This is a genomic window from Microbacterium sp. Se5.02b, from assembly GCF_019464375.1.
In the GTDB taxonomy this organism is placed as follows: Bacteria; Actinomycetota; Actinomycetes; order Actinomycetales; family Microbacteriaceae; genus Microbacterium.
Window position 1 is genome coordinate 532,714 of sequence record NZ_CP080491.1, and the last position, 13,644, is coordinate 546,357.

The window sequence follows — 13,644 nt, forward strand, 5'->3', positions numbered from 1 at the left end:
CGGGAGCTGACGGTACCGGTATCGGACGACGGCGGTGCCGCGCTGCGGTCCGCGATCGACGAGGCGATCGCGTGGACCGCGGCAGGCGCGGAACGGTCGGCCCGCGTCGTGCTCGCGCCGGGGTGCACCGCATCGCCCCCGCCGATCCCACCGCGGAGGACGCGACCCTGGTCATCGCCGACGCCGAACGCGTGAGCATCGACGGACGCGGGTCCGAGCTGCTGTTCCTCGACCCGCATCGCGGCGGCTTCGACGTGCGACGCTCCCGCGCGGTCACGTTGCGGGGATTCACGGTCGACTACGCGGAGCCGTCCTTCACGCAGGGCTCGATCCGCGCCGTGGACTACCACGCCGGCTCCTTCCGCTTCATGCCCGAGCACGGTTACCCCGACTTCACCGACCGCGTGCTGTTCACCGGCTCCGGCTACGGCACGCTGCGTGACGCCCGCGACGGAGCGCTCAAGACCGGTGTCCGACAGACGTTCATGATCTCCTACGAGACCAGTCCTGGCGCCGACGGCTCCTTCCTCATCACGGTCGAGCCGAGCGACCGGGCGTGGATGACCGACATCGAGGAGGGGGACGGTTTCGTCGTCGGCCACCGCGGCGACCGGCACGGCATCCGCATCGACGAGTGCGACGGCGTCACCCTCCGCGAGGTGACCGTGCACGCCGCTCCCTGCGCCGCCGTGTTGGCGCACGAGTCGTCCGCCCTGCTCCTCGAGCGCCTGACGGTCGCACGGCGGCCGGGGTCGTCGCGCTGGATCAGCACCAACGCCGACGCCGTGCACTGTCAGGGCGGGCGGCGCGGCCCGCAGATCGTCGGCTGCCGGTTCGAGGGCATGCACGACGACGGCATCAACCTCTACGTCCACGCGATGCGGGTCGTCGAGCCCCGCGACTCCCGGACGATCGTGGTGGACGGCGCAGCCCCGATCGAGACCGGCGACGTGCTGCAGTTCGTCGATGCGGACTCCGGCGCCGTGCTCGCCGAGACGAAAGTCGAAGCGGTCGGCGAAGGCGCCCAGCGCGCGGTGCAGGTGGCCGAGGAGCTCCCAGATGCCGTCACGGCCGGCACAGCCGTCTACAACCGCTCCAACGCCCTGCCCGGCTTCCGCATCGACTCCTGCCGGTTCCACGACTTCCGCGGCATCGGCGTGCGCCTCAAGGCCAGCGCGGGCATCATCGCGGACAGCCGCTTCGAAGGGCTCTCCGGCTGCGGACTCTGGATCGCCAACGACCCCGGCTGGTCGGAGGGCCCGCTTGGATCGCGCGACGTCGAGGTCGTCGGCAACCGCTTCGTCGGGACCCCGGCGACACGTCGCTGCAGGCCTGGCCGCACTCCGCTGCCACCGTCATGATCGAGCTGTTCTCGGGTGACGACGGACCCGCCGCGGCGCGGGCTCACGAGCGCATCGTGCTCCGCGACAATGACATCCAGCAGACGGCGCGGTCGGCCGTCTTCGTGGGAGGGGCGTCCGACGTCGTGATCGACGACCTGCGCGTTCAGGAGCGGGCGGGGGTGTCGTGGCTCGCGACGCGCGGCGCCGACCTGCGCGTCACCGGGATCAGTGGCGACATCCGCTGAGGGACTAGACGAAGGGGAGCTGCTGACCGTCCGGAGCATTGCGTGCCCCGGACGAGTACCCCAGGACGAGTTCGCACGGCACGTGACGCACATTCTCCTCTGTCGGCTGCTCGTTGATCATGCGCACCAGCAGGTCGCTCGCCGCGACGCCCACGTCGACGAGGCGCGGGTCGACGGTGGTGAGGTAGCGCGCCTCCGAGTCGGAGTACTTCACCCAGTTGTCGTGCCCGACGAGGGCCACGTCCTCGGGCACGCGCACCCCCTGCGCGACGAAGTACCGTGCGGCACCGAGGGCGATGAGGTCGTTGCCGCACACGATGCCGTCGATGGACGGATCGGCGCGATGCAGCCGCTCTGCGGCTCGGTACCCCACGCTCCGGACCAGTCGCCGAACTCCCGCAGCGCGTCGGTCACGGGGACACCCGCCTCGGAGAGCACGGCGTCGGCACCGGCCATACGGTTCGCCACCGCATCCGAGGCGCGGTGCGCGGTGATGTACCCGATCCGGCGGCGCCCCTGCGCGAGCAGGTGCTCGGCGGCGAGGCGTCCGGCCATCCGATCGTCCGGGACGACGACCTCGTCGGTCTCGGTGTCGGTGATCCCGTGCGCGTAGACGACGGGGACGTCGAAATCGGCTGTGACCGATCGCAGCGGCACCTCGTTCCCGTCGCCGACGACGATGACGCCGTCGACGTGGCGCGCGCGGAGCTTGCGGATGTTCTCCGCTCTGGCCGCGCCCTCGCGCCCGTCGTCGTATGTCATGGCGGCCACGTCGTGCCGGCTCAGCTCGCTGGCGATGCCGGCGATCACGGGCATGGAGAAGATGCCGGTGGAGTTCTCGGTCAGCAGTCCGACAGTGAAGCTGCGTCCGAGGGCGAAGTACTGGGCGAGCGCGTTCGGTCGGAAGTCCAGCCGCTGTGCCGCCTCGAGGATCGCCTCCCTCGTCGACGGTGAGACGCGGCCTCCGCCGTTCAGCACTCGGGAGACGATCGACGTCGACACCCCGGCCACGGCGGCCACGTCTTTGAGGGTCACGCCCTTCTTACCCATGTCGGCCTTCCGTCGTCGTCATCCCTTGATTCCACCAGACATGCTGACACCTTTCAGGATCTGCCGCTGGAAGACGAGGAACACGGCGATCGGGATGAGCAGGCCGAGCAGCATCGCGGACATCTGCAGACTGAGGTCCGTCTTGCCGGCGATCCGGGCGAGGGCGACGGAGATCGGCTGCAGCTCGCTGCTGGGCAGCACGAGCATCGGCCAGAGGAAGTCCTTCCACGAGTTGAGGATCGTGAGCACGGCGATCACGCCGAGGATCGACTTCGAGAACGGCAGCACGATGACGAAGAACATGCGGAACGGGCCGACGCCGTCGACGCGCGCGGCCTCGATGATCTCGCGAGGGATCTCGTCGAAGAAGCGCGTGACCACCAGCACGGCGAACGCGTTCGCTGCGGCCGGCAGCCACACCGCCCAGTAGGTGTCGACGATGGACCCGCCGACGATCGGAAGGTCGACGACGGTGAGGTACAACGGCACCAGCGAGATCACGCCGGGCACGAACAGCGTCACGAGGATCGCGCCGGAGAGGATCGGTGCCCACCGCGGACGCAGGATGCTGATGACGTAGGCGAGGGACGCGGTGACCAGCACGGTCGCCACGGTGGAGCCGAGCGCCATGACGGCGGTGTTGGTCAGGTAGCGGCCGACCTGGATCTGCTCCCACGCGGCGGCGAGGTTGCCCCACTGCACGCCGCTCGGGAACCAGGCGAACGGTTGGCTGATCGTGTCCTGCGTCGTCGACAGTGCTGCTTTGGCGAGCCAGAGGATCGGGCCGACGCCCGCGATGGCCAAGAACGCGAAGAATGCGATCTGGAGGGTCGTCATCGTGGCGCGGACGCTGGGCCTGCGACGGTCCGCGTCGGAGATCGCTGAGCGCTCCGCGGCCTCCTGGTCGCGGCGCCGTCGCGGGGGAGTGACGGTGACGAGTCGGGTGTCGGTCATGACTTGCTCCACTTCCGGGTCGCGAGCAGGTAGCAGACGGAGACGACCGCGAGTGCGAGGGCGAGGAGGAACGACAGGGCGGTGGCCGCGCCGTAGTCGCCGTATTGGAAGGCGTAGCTGTAGATCAGCATCAGCACGGTCACGGTGGCGTTGTCCGGTCCGCCGCCGGTGAAGACGTACGGCTCGGTGAACACCTGCAGTGTGCCGATCAACTGGAGCAGGACGAGGGCCAGGATCACGCCGCGCAGCTGCGGGAGGGTGACGTGCCAGATCCGTCGCCAGATGCCGCCGCCGTCGATCTCGACGGCCTCGTAGAGCTCCGGCTTCACGGACGTGATCGCGGCGAGATAGATGATGGCCGTGCCCCCGGCGGTGGCCCAGATCACTTCGAGCACGATCGACGGCATGGCCGTCGCGCTGGAGTTGAGCCAGGGGAAGGGGCCGAGGCCCACCGCGCCGAGGATCTCGTTGAACAGGCCGGACGGTGAGGGGTCGTAGAAGTACTTCCAGAGCAGGATCGCCACGATCGGCGGTATGACGACGGGGAGGTAGGCGAGTGTGTTGAACAGTGCCCTGCTGCGGCGGAGCTCGGCCATGTACACCGCGAGGACGAGCGGTGCGGGGAAGCCGAACACCATTCCCAGCACGGCGAAGTAGACGGTGTTGGCCACGGCCTGCGGCAGCACCGGATCGCTGAGCACGTAGGTGAAGTTGGTCAGCCCCACCCAGGTGGCGTCGTCGATGAGGTTCGTGCGCTGGAACCCCATGATCGCGCCGGAGACGATCGGTCCCCACGAGAAGTAGGCGAAGGCGAGGATGCCGGGCACGGCGAACAGCACGGGCACGAGCCCGCCGCGGCGATACCAGCGCACCACCGATGGGCGTCGGCGTGGAAGAGCGCCTCGCGGTGCGGGTGCCGGGGCGCTCGAGGCCGGGGCGTCCGGTGCGAGGGTGGAACTCGACGTGGGGGACATGACTGCTTCTTCCGTAGAGGTGGGTGGCGCGGGGGTTGGGCGCCGCCGACCGGGACCGCTTATCGGGCGAGCTTGGCGTTGACCGCGTCCTGGGCCGCGACGAGCAGCGCAGGGATGTCCTGGTCCGGCTCGTTCAGCACCTTCTGCAGCACCGTGTCGAGCTCGCCGTACACCTGCTGGGGCTGGCTGGTCGGCTCCGGTACAAGCTCCTGGTCGTCCATGACCTCGCTGTATCCGCGGAACTGCTCGACGGGGACGTTGTAGTACTCGCTCACCCAGGCGTCGTACTCCGCGCGGATCGCCGGGTCGAGCGGCGAGAGGCCGGGTACGCCGATCAGACTGCCGGCCTCGACGTTCTTCTTGACGGTCTCCACGGCCACCTCCTCGTCGGTGTAGGCGCGGAAGTTGTTGAATTCGATCCAGCGCAGACCCGCCTCGATCTCGGCTGTGGTGGCGCGCGGGTTGAAGACCTCGACCGCACCGCCCAGCAGCGTGCGCTGGGTGCCGTCGTGCTCTGGGATGGCCGTGAAGCCGTAGTCGTCGGGGTTCATGCCGAACTGCTGCACGGCGGCGGGGAAGTGCTGCGAGACACTGAGGAACATGCCGACCTTGCCCGCCGCGAAGTCCTGGATGAGGTCGTTGAAGCCGTAGAGGAACTTGCTTCCCATCGACTGGTCTTCCCAGCGCATGTCGTTCACGAGGTCGAGGTAGTCCACCATGCCGGGGTCGTCCAGGGTCGCCTCGGTGCCGTCGTCGTTCGCGAGGGTCGCGCCGAAGCTGTAGGCGCCGGCGGTCGTCATCCATCCGCCGACGTGCTCGATCGAGTAGGTCGAGTATCCGGCGACCCCCGAGGCGTCGGAGATCTTCTTCGCGTACTCACGGACCTCGTCCCAGGTGGTGGGGCCCTGGTCGGGATCGAGACCCGCCGCCTCGAAGAGGGCGCGGTTGTAGGCGAGTCCCACCGAGTAGACGTCCAGCGGCACGCCGTAGAGACGATCATCGCCGTCGGTCACGACCTCCATCACCGTCGGGTTGAGGGTGTCCGCGAAACCGACGGAGTCGAGCGCGTCGGTGATGTCGGCGATCTGGCCGTTGCGCATCAGGGTGGCGGGTTCCGTGAAGGGGACGCCGAGGAGGGTCGGCATCGTGCCGCCGGCCACCATCGCCTGGAAACCCGTCGCATCCCACTTGCTCTCGCTGAGCTCGATGGTGATGTCGGGGTTCTCCTTCTCGAAGGCGGCGACCTGGTCCTCGACGAGGGCGCGCAGTTCGGGCTGGTCTGCTCCGGGGACGTCGCCGATGCTGATCGTGACGGGGCCGGACTGCTCGGGCTCGGCGGCGGTCCCACATCCGGCGAGGGCGAGTCCGAGGACGGTGGTGCCGGCGAGGGCGGACACCAGAAGTCGTCTGGATTTCATCGTTGAAGCTCCTGTCGGGTTCACCGGTTGATCAACCGGTTGTTCACTTACCTTCAACCACGCGACATCCCCGTGTCAAGTGCGGAGGGGGACGCGTGGCCATCTTGTTCTCTTCTGTTGCGCAACCGTTGACCCATGTGATGCACTGTCCGTGGTCGTGGCGGAGTGCCAAGACCACCTCAGCGTGGAGGAGCGGACATGTCCGAGATCAATCGTCGTGCATTCCTGGTCGGCACGGCCGGAGTGCTGGCCGGAGCGGCGGCGGGGGTGGCCTTGCCGACGGTGGCGAACGCCGCCGTCCCCCCGCCGTCGACCACCCATCACATCTTCGCGGTCGACGACTACGGTGCCGCTCCGGGAGGCGCGGCGGACAGCGCCCCGGCCATCCGACTCGCGATCGCGGCGGCAGCGGCATGGAGCGCCTCCGCGTCGACGCGCACCGCCTCGGTCGTGTTCTCCTCGGCCACCTACCGCATCGATCGTGCGTCCACTGCGTCCTGGTACGCGCTGGAACTCGACGGGATCGTTCGCGTCGCGCTGTACGGCGCATCGACGACCCTGCTCGTTACGACGCCGTATGCCGGCGCGCTGAGCATCTCGCGCTCCAGCGCCGTGCGCGTCGACGGGCTCACGATCGACTACGCCACGGTGCCGTTCGCGCAGGGGACGATCACGGCCGTGAACTCGACCGCCGGGACGATCGACGTGCAGCTGCTCGGCGGCTACCCAAGCCTGGGCGACACGGCGCTTTCCCCGGATCCGGCTACGGCACGATCCGCAACGCCACGACGGGACTGATGAAGCGCGGTGGCCAGATCACGTTCCTGTTCACGGGCATCGCCGCCACCGCCGGCGCATCGACATGGCGGCTCGCCATCGCGGCCGAGCACCGCGGGCGCATGGGCGACCTCGCCATCGGCGACGGGTTCGTCACGGGGTTCCGCGGCAACTGGCACGGTGTCGCGATATACCGTTGCACGGACGTGACCCTCGCGTCGCTCACCCTGTATGCCTCGCCGGGCGCGGCCTTCATCCCGAGCGACTCGGACGGCACGGTCATCCGGGACTGCGTGGTGACCCGCAAGCCGGGGTCGAATCGCTGGATCAGCGCCAACGCCGACGGAGTGCACAACCACGGCGGCCGTGTCGGTCCGCGCATCTTCGGCAACGTGTTCGAGGCCCTGCACGACGACGGCATCAACATCTACAGCTCGTCGCGCACGGCGACGGCGGTGTCCGCAGCGACGGTCGCGCTGGGCGGCGGAGCCATGCAGCTTGCGCCGGGCGACGTGGTGCAGCTGGTCGACACCGCGACGGGGACCGTGCGCGGGGAGACGACCGTGGCGTCGGTGAGCGGCGACAGCCTGTCCGGCGCCCCCGTCAGCGCGACCCTCGTCGCGCTGCCCGCGGGTACGGTCGCCGGGGATCAGATGTTCAACAGGTCGTTCAGTGCGCCGGGCGCCGACGTGCAGTACAACACCTTCCGCGAGCTCCGCGGCCTCGGTGTGCGGCTGCGCACGAGCGGTGCATACGTGCATGCCAACGAGATGTTCGACCTCGCGAACTGGGGCATCTGGGTCGGCAACGACCCTGGCTACCACGAGGGTCCGGTCGGCAGCGTCGGCTCGACGATCGAACGGAACTCGGTCGTGCGCCCGTGCCTCGATCGCACGCTGCTCGGGTGGCCGTCCGCCGCCGCCGGGATCATGATCGAGAACCTGCGCGACGACTACGAGGGCGGCGCGAGCAAGCCGCACAACGGTCACGTGGTGAAGGACAACTACATCGAGGAGCCGCCGCGCTTCGGAGTCTTCGTCGGTGGCGCGCAGAACATCACGGTTAGCGGCAACATCATCGCCTCCACGGCGACCAATCCCCGCACCGGTGCACCCACGGCCATGTTCGGCACCCGCAACTCGCAGTCGGTCACGCTGAGCGCGCTGACGGTGCACGAGTACTCCGCGACGCCCCGCGACATCGTGTGGACGGGGCCGGGCGTCACCGGGTTTGTCCACACCTGAGTCGCGCATCATGGAGGAGGTCGCGACCCGCGCGACCTCCTCTGCGACGGATCAGGCCAGGACGTGCTGACGCTGTTCCCCGAGACGGGTGATCCCCAGGCGGATCTCCTCGCCGCCGCGCAGGTACTGCGGCGGGGTGAAGCCCATGCCCACCCCGGGCGGGGTGCCGGTGTTGATCAGATCCCCCGGCTCGAGGGCGAGGAACTGGCTCAGGTACCGCACGATGAACGCGGGGCTGAAGACCATCTGCGCGGTCGAGCTGTCCTGCTTGCGCTCGCCGTCGACGTCGAGCCACAGGCCGAGGTCGAGCACGTCGCCGACCTCGTCCGGGGTGACCAGGAAGGGCCCGGCGGGGTTGAACGTGGGGCAGGACTTCCCCTTCGACCACTGACCGCCGCGCTCGATCTGGAAGGCGCGTTCGCTCACGTCGTTGACGGTGACGTAGCCGGCGATGCAGGCCTCGGCCTCCTCGTCGCTCTCCAGGTAGCTCGCCCGCTGACCGATGACGACGCCGAGCTCGACCTCCCAGTCGGTCTTCGTCGAGGTGCGCGGGATCTGCACGTCGTCGTTCGGACCGATCAGGGTGTTCGGCGCCTTCGTGAAGAGGATCGGCTCGGCCGGGACGGCCTGCCCTGTCTCCTCGGCGTGGTCGCGGTAGTTGAGGCCGATGCAGAGGATCTGATGCGGACGTGCGAAGGGCGCTCCGAGCCTGCGGTCGCCCAGGAGCTCGACGGATCCGGCCGCGACCCGATCCGCGACGACCGCACGGACCTCGTCGATCCGTCCGGAGGAGAGGAAGTCGCCGTCGATGTCGGTGACGATGTCGGAGATGTCGACGAAACGTCCGTCGCCGACGTCGACGCCCGGACGTTCGCTTCCTGCTTCTCCCACTCTGATGAATCGCATGCTGGTTCGTCTCTCTCCTGGCTGTATCGGACCCCTATGGTCCGACGGGTTGCGGTCGCGTCGGCACGTCGTGCGCCGCGGCGATGGCGTGGATGCGCTCGACGGCCGAGGTGAGCTCGGCGAGCGGGGTGCGGAACGACAGGGCGCTGATCGACAGTGCTCCGGATGGCATCGAGGCCGACTCGAGGAAGACCGGGACGGCGATGCAGTTCACGCCCGGTTCGTTCTCCTGGTCGTCCACCGCATACCCGTCGGCCCGGATGCGTTCCAGGGCGCGGGCGAACGCTGCAGGATCGGTGATCGTGGTCGGCGTGCGAGCCGGCAGCTCCCGGTTCTGCGCCCACTCCAGCGCGGCGGCGGACGTGCCGAGGCTCCAGGCGAGCAGGAGCTTTCCGACTCCGGTGCGATAGGCGGGATTGCGCCCGCCGACCGTGGAGGTCAGCCGCACGGCGCCTTCCAGCGGGTCGCGCTTGGCGCGGTAGACGACGTCGTCGCCGTCGAGCACGGCGTAGTGCGTCGTCTCGCCGAACTCGGCGGTGAGGGCATCGAGCAACGGTTCGAGTCGAGCGCTGTCCGTTCGGCGGTCCTGGTGTTGGAAGGCGAGGCGGAGGAACTCGTCCCCGAGGACGTATCGACCGCGTTCGACCCGCTTCGCCAGCCCCACGCGCGCGAGGGAGGCGAGCGCGCGGTGCACGGTGGGCTTGCTCGCGTGCATGCGTCGAGTGGTCTCGTCGAGCGTGAGTCCCTCGGGTTCCTTCGCCAGCTCCATGAGCACCTTGAGCACCCGCTCGGCCCCGACCGGTCCCTGTTCTGTCTCCGTCATCACTCTCCCTGGTAGTGTTCAGATTATCAGACAGCAATTCCATTTATCTGAATGTTGCTTTCCGCGATCATGCCCATCCTCCCCCGTGGGGGCCGGTATCGCGGGGAAGGAGGAATGACATGCGCAGAGCGCTGGTGACCGGCGGAGCAAGCGGACTCGGCCAGGCGTGCGCTGCCCGGTTGCGTGACGATGGCTTCACCGTGACGACCGTCGATCGCGCGGGCGGCGCCGACGCGGTCGTCGATGTGACCGAGCGGGGCGAGATCGATGCCTTCGTCAGGGAACACGGTCCGTTCGACGTCCTGATCAACAGTGCGGGGATCGTCGGCCCCAACGCCGACTTCGCCGACGTCGATGCTGCCGATTGGGAGCGCACGCTCGCCGTGAACCTCACCGGGACCTTCCATATGAGTCAAGCGGTCGTCCCCGGCATGATCGCGAACGGCTGGGGCAGGATCGTCAACATCGCGAGCATCGCCGGAATGGAGGGGAATCCTCGCCTCACGGCGTACTCGGCCTCGAAGGCCGCGGTGATCGGACTCACCAAGGCGCTCGGCAAGGAGCTCGCCCTCTCGGGAGTGCTCGTGAACGCCATTGCTCCCGCCGTGATCGAGACGCCCATGAACGCCACGACGCGGCCCGACGTGCTCGCCACGCTGATCGAGAAGATCCCCATGCGTCGCCTCGGTCGCGCGGAGGAGGTCGCCGAACTGGTCGCCTGGCTGGCCTCGGACAAGTGCAGCTTCTCGACCGGCGCCGTGTACGACATCAGCGGCGGACGGGCAAGCTATTGATACCGGTCGAGCGTCTCGGGGCGCCGGTCGCGGCGCACGGTGAAGGCCCGATCTGGGATGCGCGGAGCGGGCTCGTCCACTGGGTCGACATGGTCGCAGGCGAGGTGCATCACCTCGACCCGGAGTCGCCGGGCTCGCACGGTGTGACCCGCATCGGTGCGTGGGCTGCGGCACTCCGGCCGCGCTCGAGCGGTGGATGGGTCGTCGCCACCGACGCCGAGTTCGTCCTCACCGACGATGCGTTCGTCGTGGAACGGCGCATACCGGTCGTCCACGAAGCGGGGTTGCGCATGAACGACGGCGGCTGCGCCCCAGACGGCGCTTTCCTGTGCGGGACGGCCGGTGCGAATGGTGCGGCATCGTTGTATCGGCTCGATCCCGACCTGCACGTCTCGGTCGTGGCGGACGGCATCACGATCTCGAACGGCCTAGCCGCTGACCCGCGCGGAGACGGGATGTTCTACGTCGACTCCGCCACTCGGCGCATCGACCGCCTGCGCCTGGTCGACGGCATCCTCAGAGAGCGCGTCCCCTTCGCCGACCTCGGTGCCGAGCCCGGGCTGCCCGACGGAATCGCGGCGGACGCCGATGGTGGCGTCTGGGTCGCCCTGTGGGGTTCCGGCGAGGTCATCCGGATCGATCCGGACGGAGAAGTGAGCACACGCATCGCGTTGCCGACGCCACACGTGAGCGCTTGCGCGTTCGGTGGGCGCTCGCTGAGCGAGCTGTACATCACCACTTCGCAGCAGGATCTCGCGGAGCCGGACCAGGACGCAGGTGCGCTGTTCGTTGCGAGACCGGGCGTCGCGGGCGTGCCCCTCCTGCCTTTCCGCGGCTGAGTCGGTGCACGGCATCCCTCGACGGTGGGACAATGGAGGCATGGCCCCCACCGATTCCCACCAGACCGTCGAAGCGACCGTGCGCCGTGTGCCGCGGTACGGCGTGCTCATGGGCATCGGTGTGGTGCTCGGCATCATCGCCGCGGGCATCCTCACCTGGACCGGCAGCTTCGACGAGTCGCAGGCCCTCGACGTCGTCTACCCTCCCGGTCAGGTCTTCGGGTTCCTCCTGCTGTGGACCGTGCCGATCGGCATCGCCCTCGGTGGTGTGGCCGGCCTCGTGATGGAGCGCATCGCCCGCCGTCACGACCGCGTGGTGCAGGTCGACCGCGAGACCGTCACCGACTGACCCCCCGCCCCGCCGAGTGCACGGCTTCGTGTCGAGTGCACGGCTTCGTCGCGCGAACTTCCCGTGCACTCGTGAACTTCCCGTGCGCTCGCGAACTTCCCGCCCGGGCGCGGGAAGCTATGCCAGCTCGGCGATCACCGGGCGGATCGCGGCGTCGAAGGCCACCACGTCGCGCCGGAGACCGTCGGTCACCGCCACCGTGAGGGAGCCGATCCACCAGATCCCGCGCTGAGTGAACGGCAGCACCTGCACGTTCAACTCGAACGAATGGGCGCGTCGTCCGACCTCGCGCTCGAACTCGGCGATCGCACTCGCGTACGCACGATAGGCGTCGCCGCCGGTGTGACTCTTCATCGAGCTCACGTATCGGTCATGGGCGGCGCGCGCATACAGAAGAGCCGATCCCGCGTGAGGGGCGATCGCGGCGGTGAGCTCTTCCGCTCCCATGGCGGGAAGCGCGACCAGGGTGTCGAACCCGTCGACGAGCTCGAGCGGCACCTCGGACGGGTGTGCTCGGGGCTCGACCGTCATGTCCCAGTACTCGCGCCACTGGGCCTCGACCGCGGCGGAGGCGTCTTCGGCATCCGGCGCACGCACGGCGAGGTCGCGGAGGGCGGGAAGGTCCTCGGGCACGCGGATCCCCAGCCGCTGCCGCAGTGCGAGCGCGAGGAGCACGGGTACGCTCGCGTCTTCGCGGATGAGCCACTGCGGCTTGTCGGCCATGGCCCCATCGTAGGCGGGGATGAGCCCCGGATCGGAGGTCCGTCTTCGCGGAGAGTCGAGCCGTCCACGGGCGGTAGGCTGGGAGCGTGGCTGCCTCCCCCACCAACCCCTATTCCGAAGCCGGCGTCGACACCGCTGCAGGTGATCTCGCCGTCGAGCTGATGAAGTCGTCCGTGCGCGCGACGCACGGCCCCGAAGTGCTCGGCGGTGTCGGCGGATTCGCCGGACTGTTCGATGCCAGCGCGCTGCGCGACTTCCGTCGCCCGCTGCTCGCGACCAGCACCGACGGCGTCGGCACGAAGGTCGCGATCGCGCAGGCGATCGACAAGCACGACACGATCGGCCAGGATCTGGTCGGCATGGTCGTCGACGACATCGTCGTGGTGGGTGCGAAGCCGCTCTTCATGACCGACTACATCGCCTGCGGGAAGGTCTTCCCGCAGCGCATCGCCGACATCGTCCGCGGCATCGCCCAGGCATGCGCGGCCACCGGCACGGCGCTCGTCGGGGGCGAGACTGCTGAACACCCCGGCCTTCTCGGTCCGCGTGACTACGACGTGGCAGGAGCGGCGACCGGAGTGGTCGAAGCGGATGCCATCCTCGGCGCGGAGCGCGTGAACGACGGCGACGCCGTGATCGCCGTGGCATCCAGCGGCCTGCACTCCAACGGCTACTCCCTCGTGCGTCACATCGTGACCCGCGCGGGTATCGGCTACGGCGACAACGCCGCCGATTTCGGCACCACCTGGGGTGAGGCCCTGCTCGAGCCGACGCGTCTGTACACGCTCCCGCTGCTCCGTCTGATCGAGGAGCTGTCAGGCGGTGTGCACGCACTCAGCCACGTCACGGGCGGAGGTATCGCGGCGAACCTCGCGCGCGTGCTCCCCCAGGGCAGCTGGGCGGAGGTCGACCGCAGCAGCTGGTCGCCGAGCCCCGTGTTCCGCGTGCTGAGCGACATCGCCGGCTCCACGTTGGAATCGGCCGAGGGTACCTGGAACCTGGGGATCGGCTTCCTCGCCGTGGTCGCGGCGGAGAAGAAGGATGCCGCGATCGCGGCGCTGAACGCGGAGGGCATGCCCTCGTGGCAGGTCGGGACCGTCGGCTTCGGCCCGCGCCCGACCGGCGAATTCGAACAGGGCGCCAAGGGCGTCGACGGTGGAGCGGTGCGCCTGGTCGGCGCCTACGCGGACGGAGCAAAGTAAGAG

14 protein-coding genes and 2 pseudogenes are annotated in these 13,644 nt (G+C 69.0%); 8 read left to right on the forward strand and 8 right to left on the reverse strand.

The features are described from left to right. Positions 1-71: 71 nt before the first annotated feature. Positions 72-1,361, forward strand: coding sequence for a right-handed parallel beta-helix repeat-containing protein (locus K1X59_RS02665; RefSeq protein ID WP_220173896.1), 1,290 nt, complete (start codon positions 72-74; stop codon positions 1,359-1,361). After that, positions 1,358-1,588, forward strand: a complete 231-nt coding sequence (locus K1X59_RS02670) for a hypothetical protein (protein ID WP_220173897.1) — start codon at positions 1,358-1,360, stop codon at positions 1,586-1,588. The genes K1X59_RS02665 and K1X59_RS02670 overlap by 4 nt, the downstream gene beginning before the upstream one ends. A 4-nt stretch (positions 1,589-1,592) precedes the next feature. On the opposite strand, the pseudogene K1X59_RS20655 reads toward K1X59_RS02670, so the two are convergent. The 5 genes and pseudogenes from K1X59_RS20655 to K1X59_RS02695 form a co-directional block, all read right to left on the reverse strand. Further along, positions 1,593-1,988: pseudogene (locus tag K1X59_RS20655) on the reverse strand (substrate-binding domain-containing protein); the annotation flags it as partial. 17 nt (positions 1,989-2,005) lie between these two features. Continuing rightward, a pseudogene (locus K1X59_RS02680) lies at positions 2,006-2,638 on the reverse strand (LacI family DNA-binding transcriptional regulator); the annotation flags it as partial. An 18-nt stretch (positions 2,639-2,656) separates the two neighbouring features. Beyond that, positions 2,657-3,592: a carbohydrate ABC transporter permease gene (locus K1X59_RS02685; protein ID WP_183151768.1), complete on the reverse strand. Its 936-nt coding sequence runs from the start codon at positions 3,590-3,592 to the stop codon at positions 2,657-2,659. After that, positions 3,589-4,566, reverse strand: a complete 978-nt coding sequence (locus K1X59_RS02690; RefSeq protein ID WP_183151769.1) for a carbohydrate ABC transporter permease — start codon at positions 4,564-4,566, stop codon at positions 3,589-3,591. The genes K1X59_RS02685 and K1X59_RS02690 overlap by 4 nt, the downstream gene beginning before the upstream one ends. 59 nt (positions 4,567-4,625) lie before the next feature. Beyond that, positions 4,626-5,984, reverse strand: coding sequence for an ABC transporter substrate-binding protein (locus K1X59_RS02695; RefSeq protein ID WP_183151770.1), 1,359 nt, complete (start codon positions 5,982-5,984; stop codon positions 4,626-4,628). 198 nt (positions 5,985-6,182) lie between these two features. Between K1X59_RS02695 and K1X59_RS02700 the strand changes: the two genes are divergently transcribed. Continuing rightward, entirely contained in the window at positions 6,183-6,782 is a 600-nt protein-coding gene (locus tag K1X59_RS02700) for a glycosyl hydrolase family 28-related protein (protein ID WP_220173899.1), read from the forward strand. After that, a complete protein-coding gene (locus K1X59_RS02705) occupies positions 6,782-8,005 on the forward strand; it encodes a hypothetical protein (protein WP_220173900.1) in 1,224 nt (407 codons plus the stop codon). Before K1X59_RS02700 ends, K1X59_RS02705 begins: the two co-directional genes overlap by 1 nt. Before the next feature lie 51 nt (positions 8,006-8,056). Here the strand turns inward: K1X59_RS02705 and K1X59_RS02710 are convergent, their stop codons facing one another. Continuing rightward, entirely contained in the window at positions 8,057-8,911 is an 855-nt protein-coding gene (locus K1X59_RS02710; RefSeq protein ID WP_183151772.1) for a fumarylacetoacetate hydrolase family protein, read from the reverse strand. Between the two features lie 34 nt (positions 8,912-8,945). Next, a complete protein-coding gene (locus K1X59_RS02715) occupies positions 8,946-9,734 on the reverse strand; it encodes an IclR family transcriptional regulator (protein ID WP_183151773.1) in 789 nt (262 codons plus the stop codon). A gap of 119 nt (positions 9,735-9,853) precedes the next feature. Between K1X59_RS02715 and K1X59_RS02720 the strand changes: the two genes are divergently transcribed. From K1X59_RS02720 to K1X59_RS02730, 3 genes are read left to right on the forward strand one after another with little or no spacing between them, the layout of a single operon-like run. Beyond that, positions 9,854-10,528 (forward strand): SDR family NAD(P)-dependent oxidoreductase, encoded by a 675-nt coding sequence (locus tag K1X59_RS02720; protein ID WP_183151774.1) that lies wholly within the window; start codon positions 9,854-9,856, stop codon positions 10,526-10,528. Continuing rightward, the gene (locus K1X59_RS02725) at positions 10,471-11,367 is read left to right on the forward strand and encodes an SMP-30/gluconolactonase/LRE family protein (protein ID WP_183151775.1); all 897 of its coding nucleotides are present in this window, start codon (positions 10,471-10,473) and stop codon (positions 11,365-11,367) included. The genes K1X59_RS02720 and K1X59_RS02725 overlap by 58 nt, the downstream gene beginning before the upstream one ends. Before the next feature lie 40 nt (positions 11,368-11,407). Then, positions 11,408-11,716: a potassium transporter Trk gene (locus tag K1X59_RS02730; protein WP_183151776.1), complete on the forward strand. Its 309-nt coding sequence runs from the start codon at positions 11,408-11,410 to the stop codon at positions 11,714-11,716. A gap of 117 nt (positions 11,717-11,833) precedes the next feature. Here K1X59_RS02730 and K1X59_RS02735 read toward each other — a convergent pair whose 3' ends face one another. Then, positions 11,834-12,439, reverse strand: a complete 606-nt coding sequence (locus tag K1X59_RS02735) for a zinc-binding alcohol dehydrogenase (RefSeq protein WP_220173901.1) — start codon at positions 12,437-12,439, stop codon at positions 11,834-11,836. Positions 12,440-12,525: 86 nt separating this feature from the next. Between K1X59_RS02735 and purM the strand changes: the two genes are divergently transcribed. Next, positions 12,526-13,641 (forward strand): phosphoribosylformylglycinamidine cyclo-ligase, encoded by a 1,116-nt coding sequence (gene purM / locus K1X59_RS02740; protein ID WP_220173902.1) that lies wholly within the window; start codon positions 12,526-12,528, stop codon positions 13,639-13,641. The last annotated feature ends 3 nt before the right edge of the window (positions 13,642-13,644 follow it).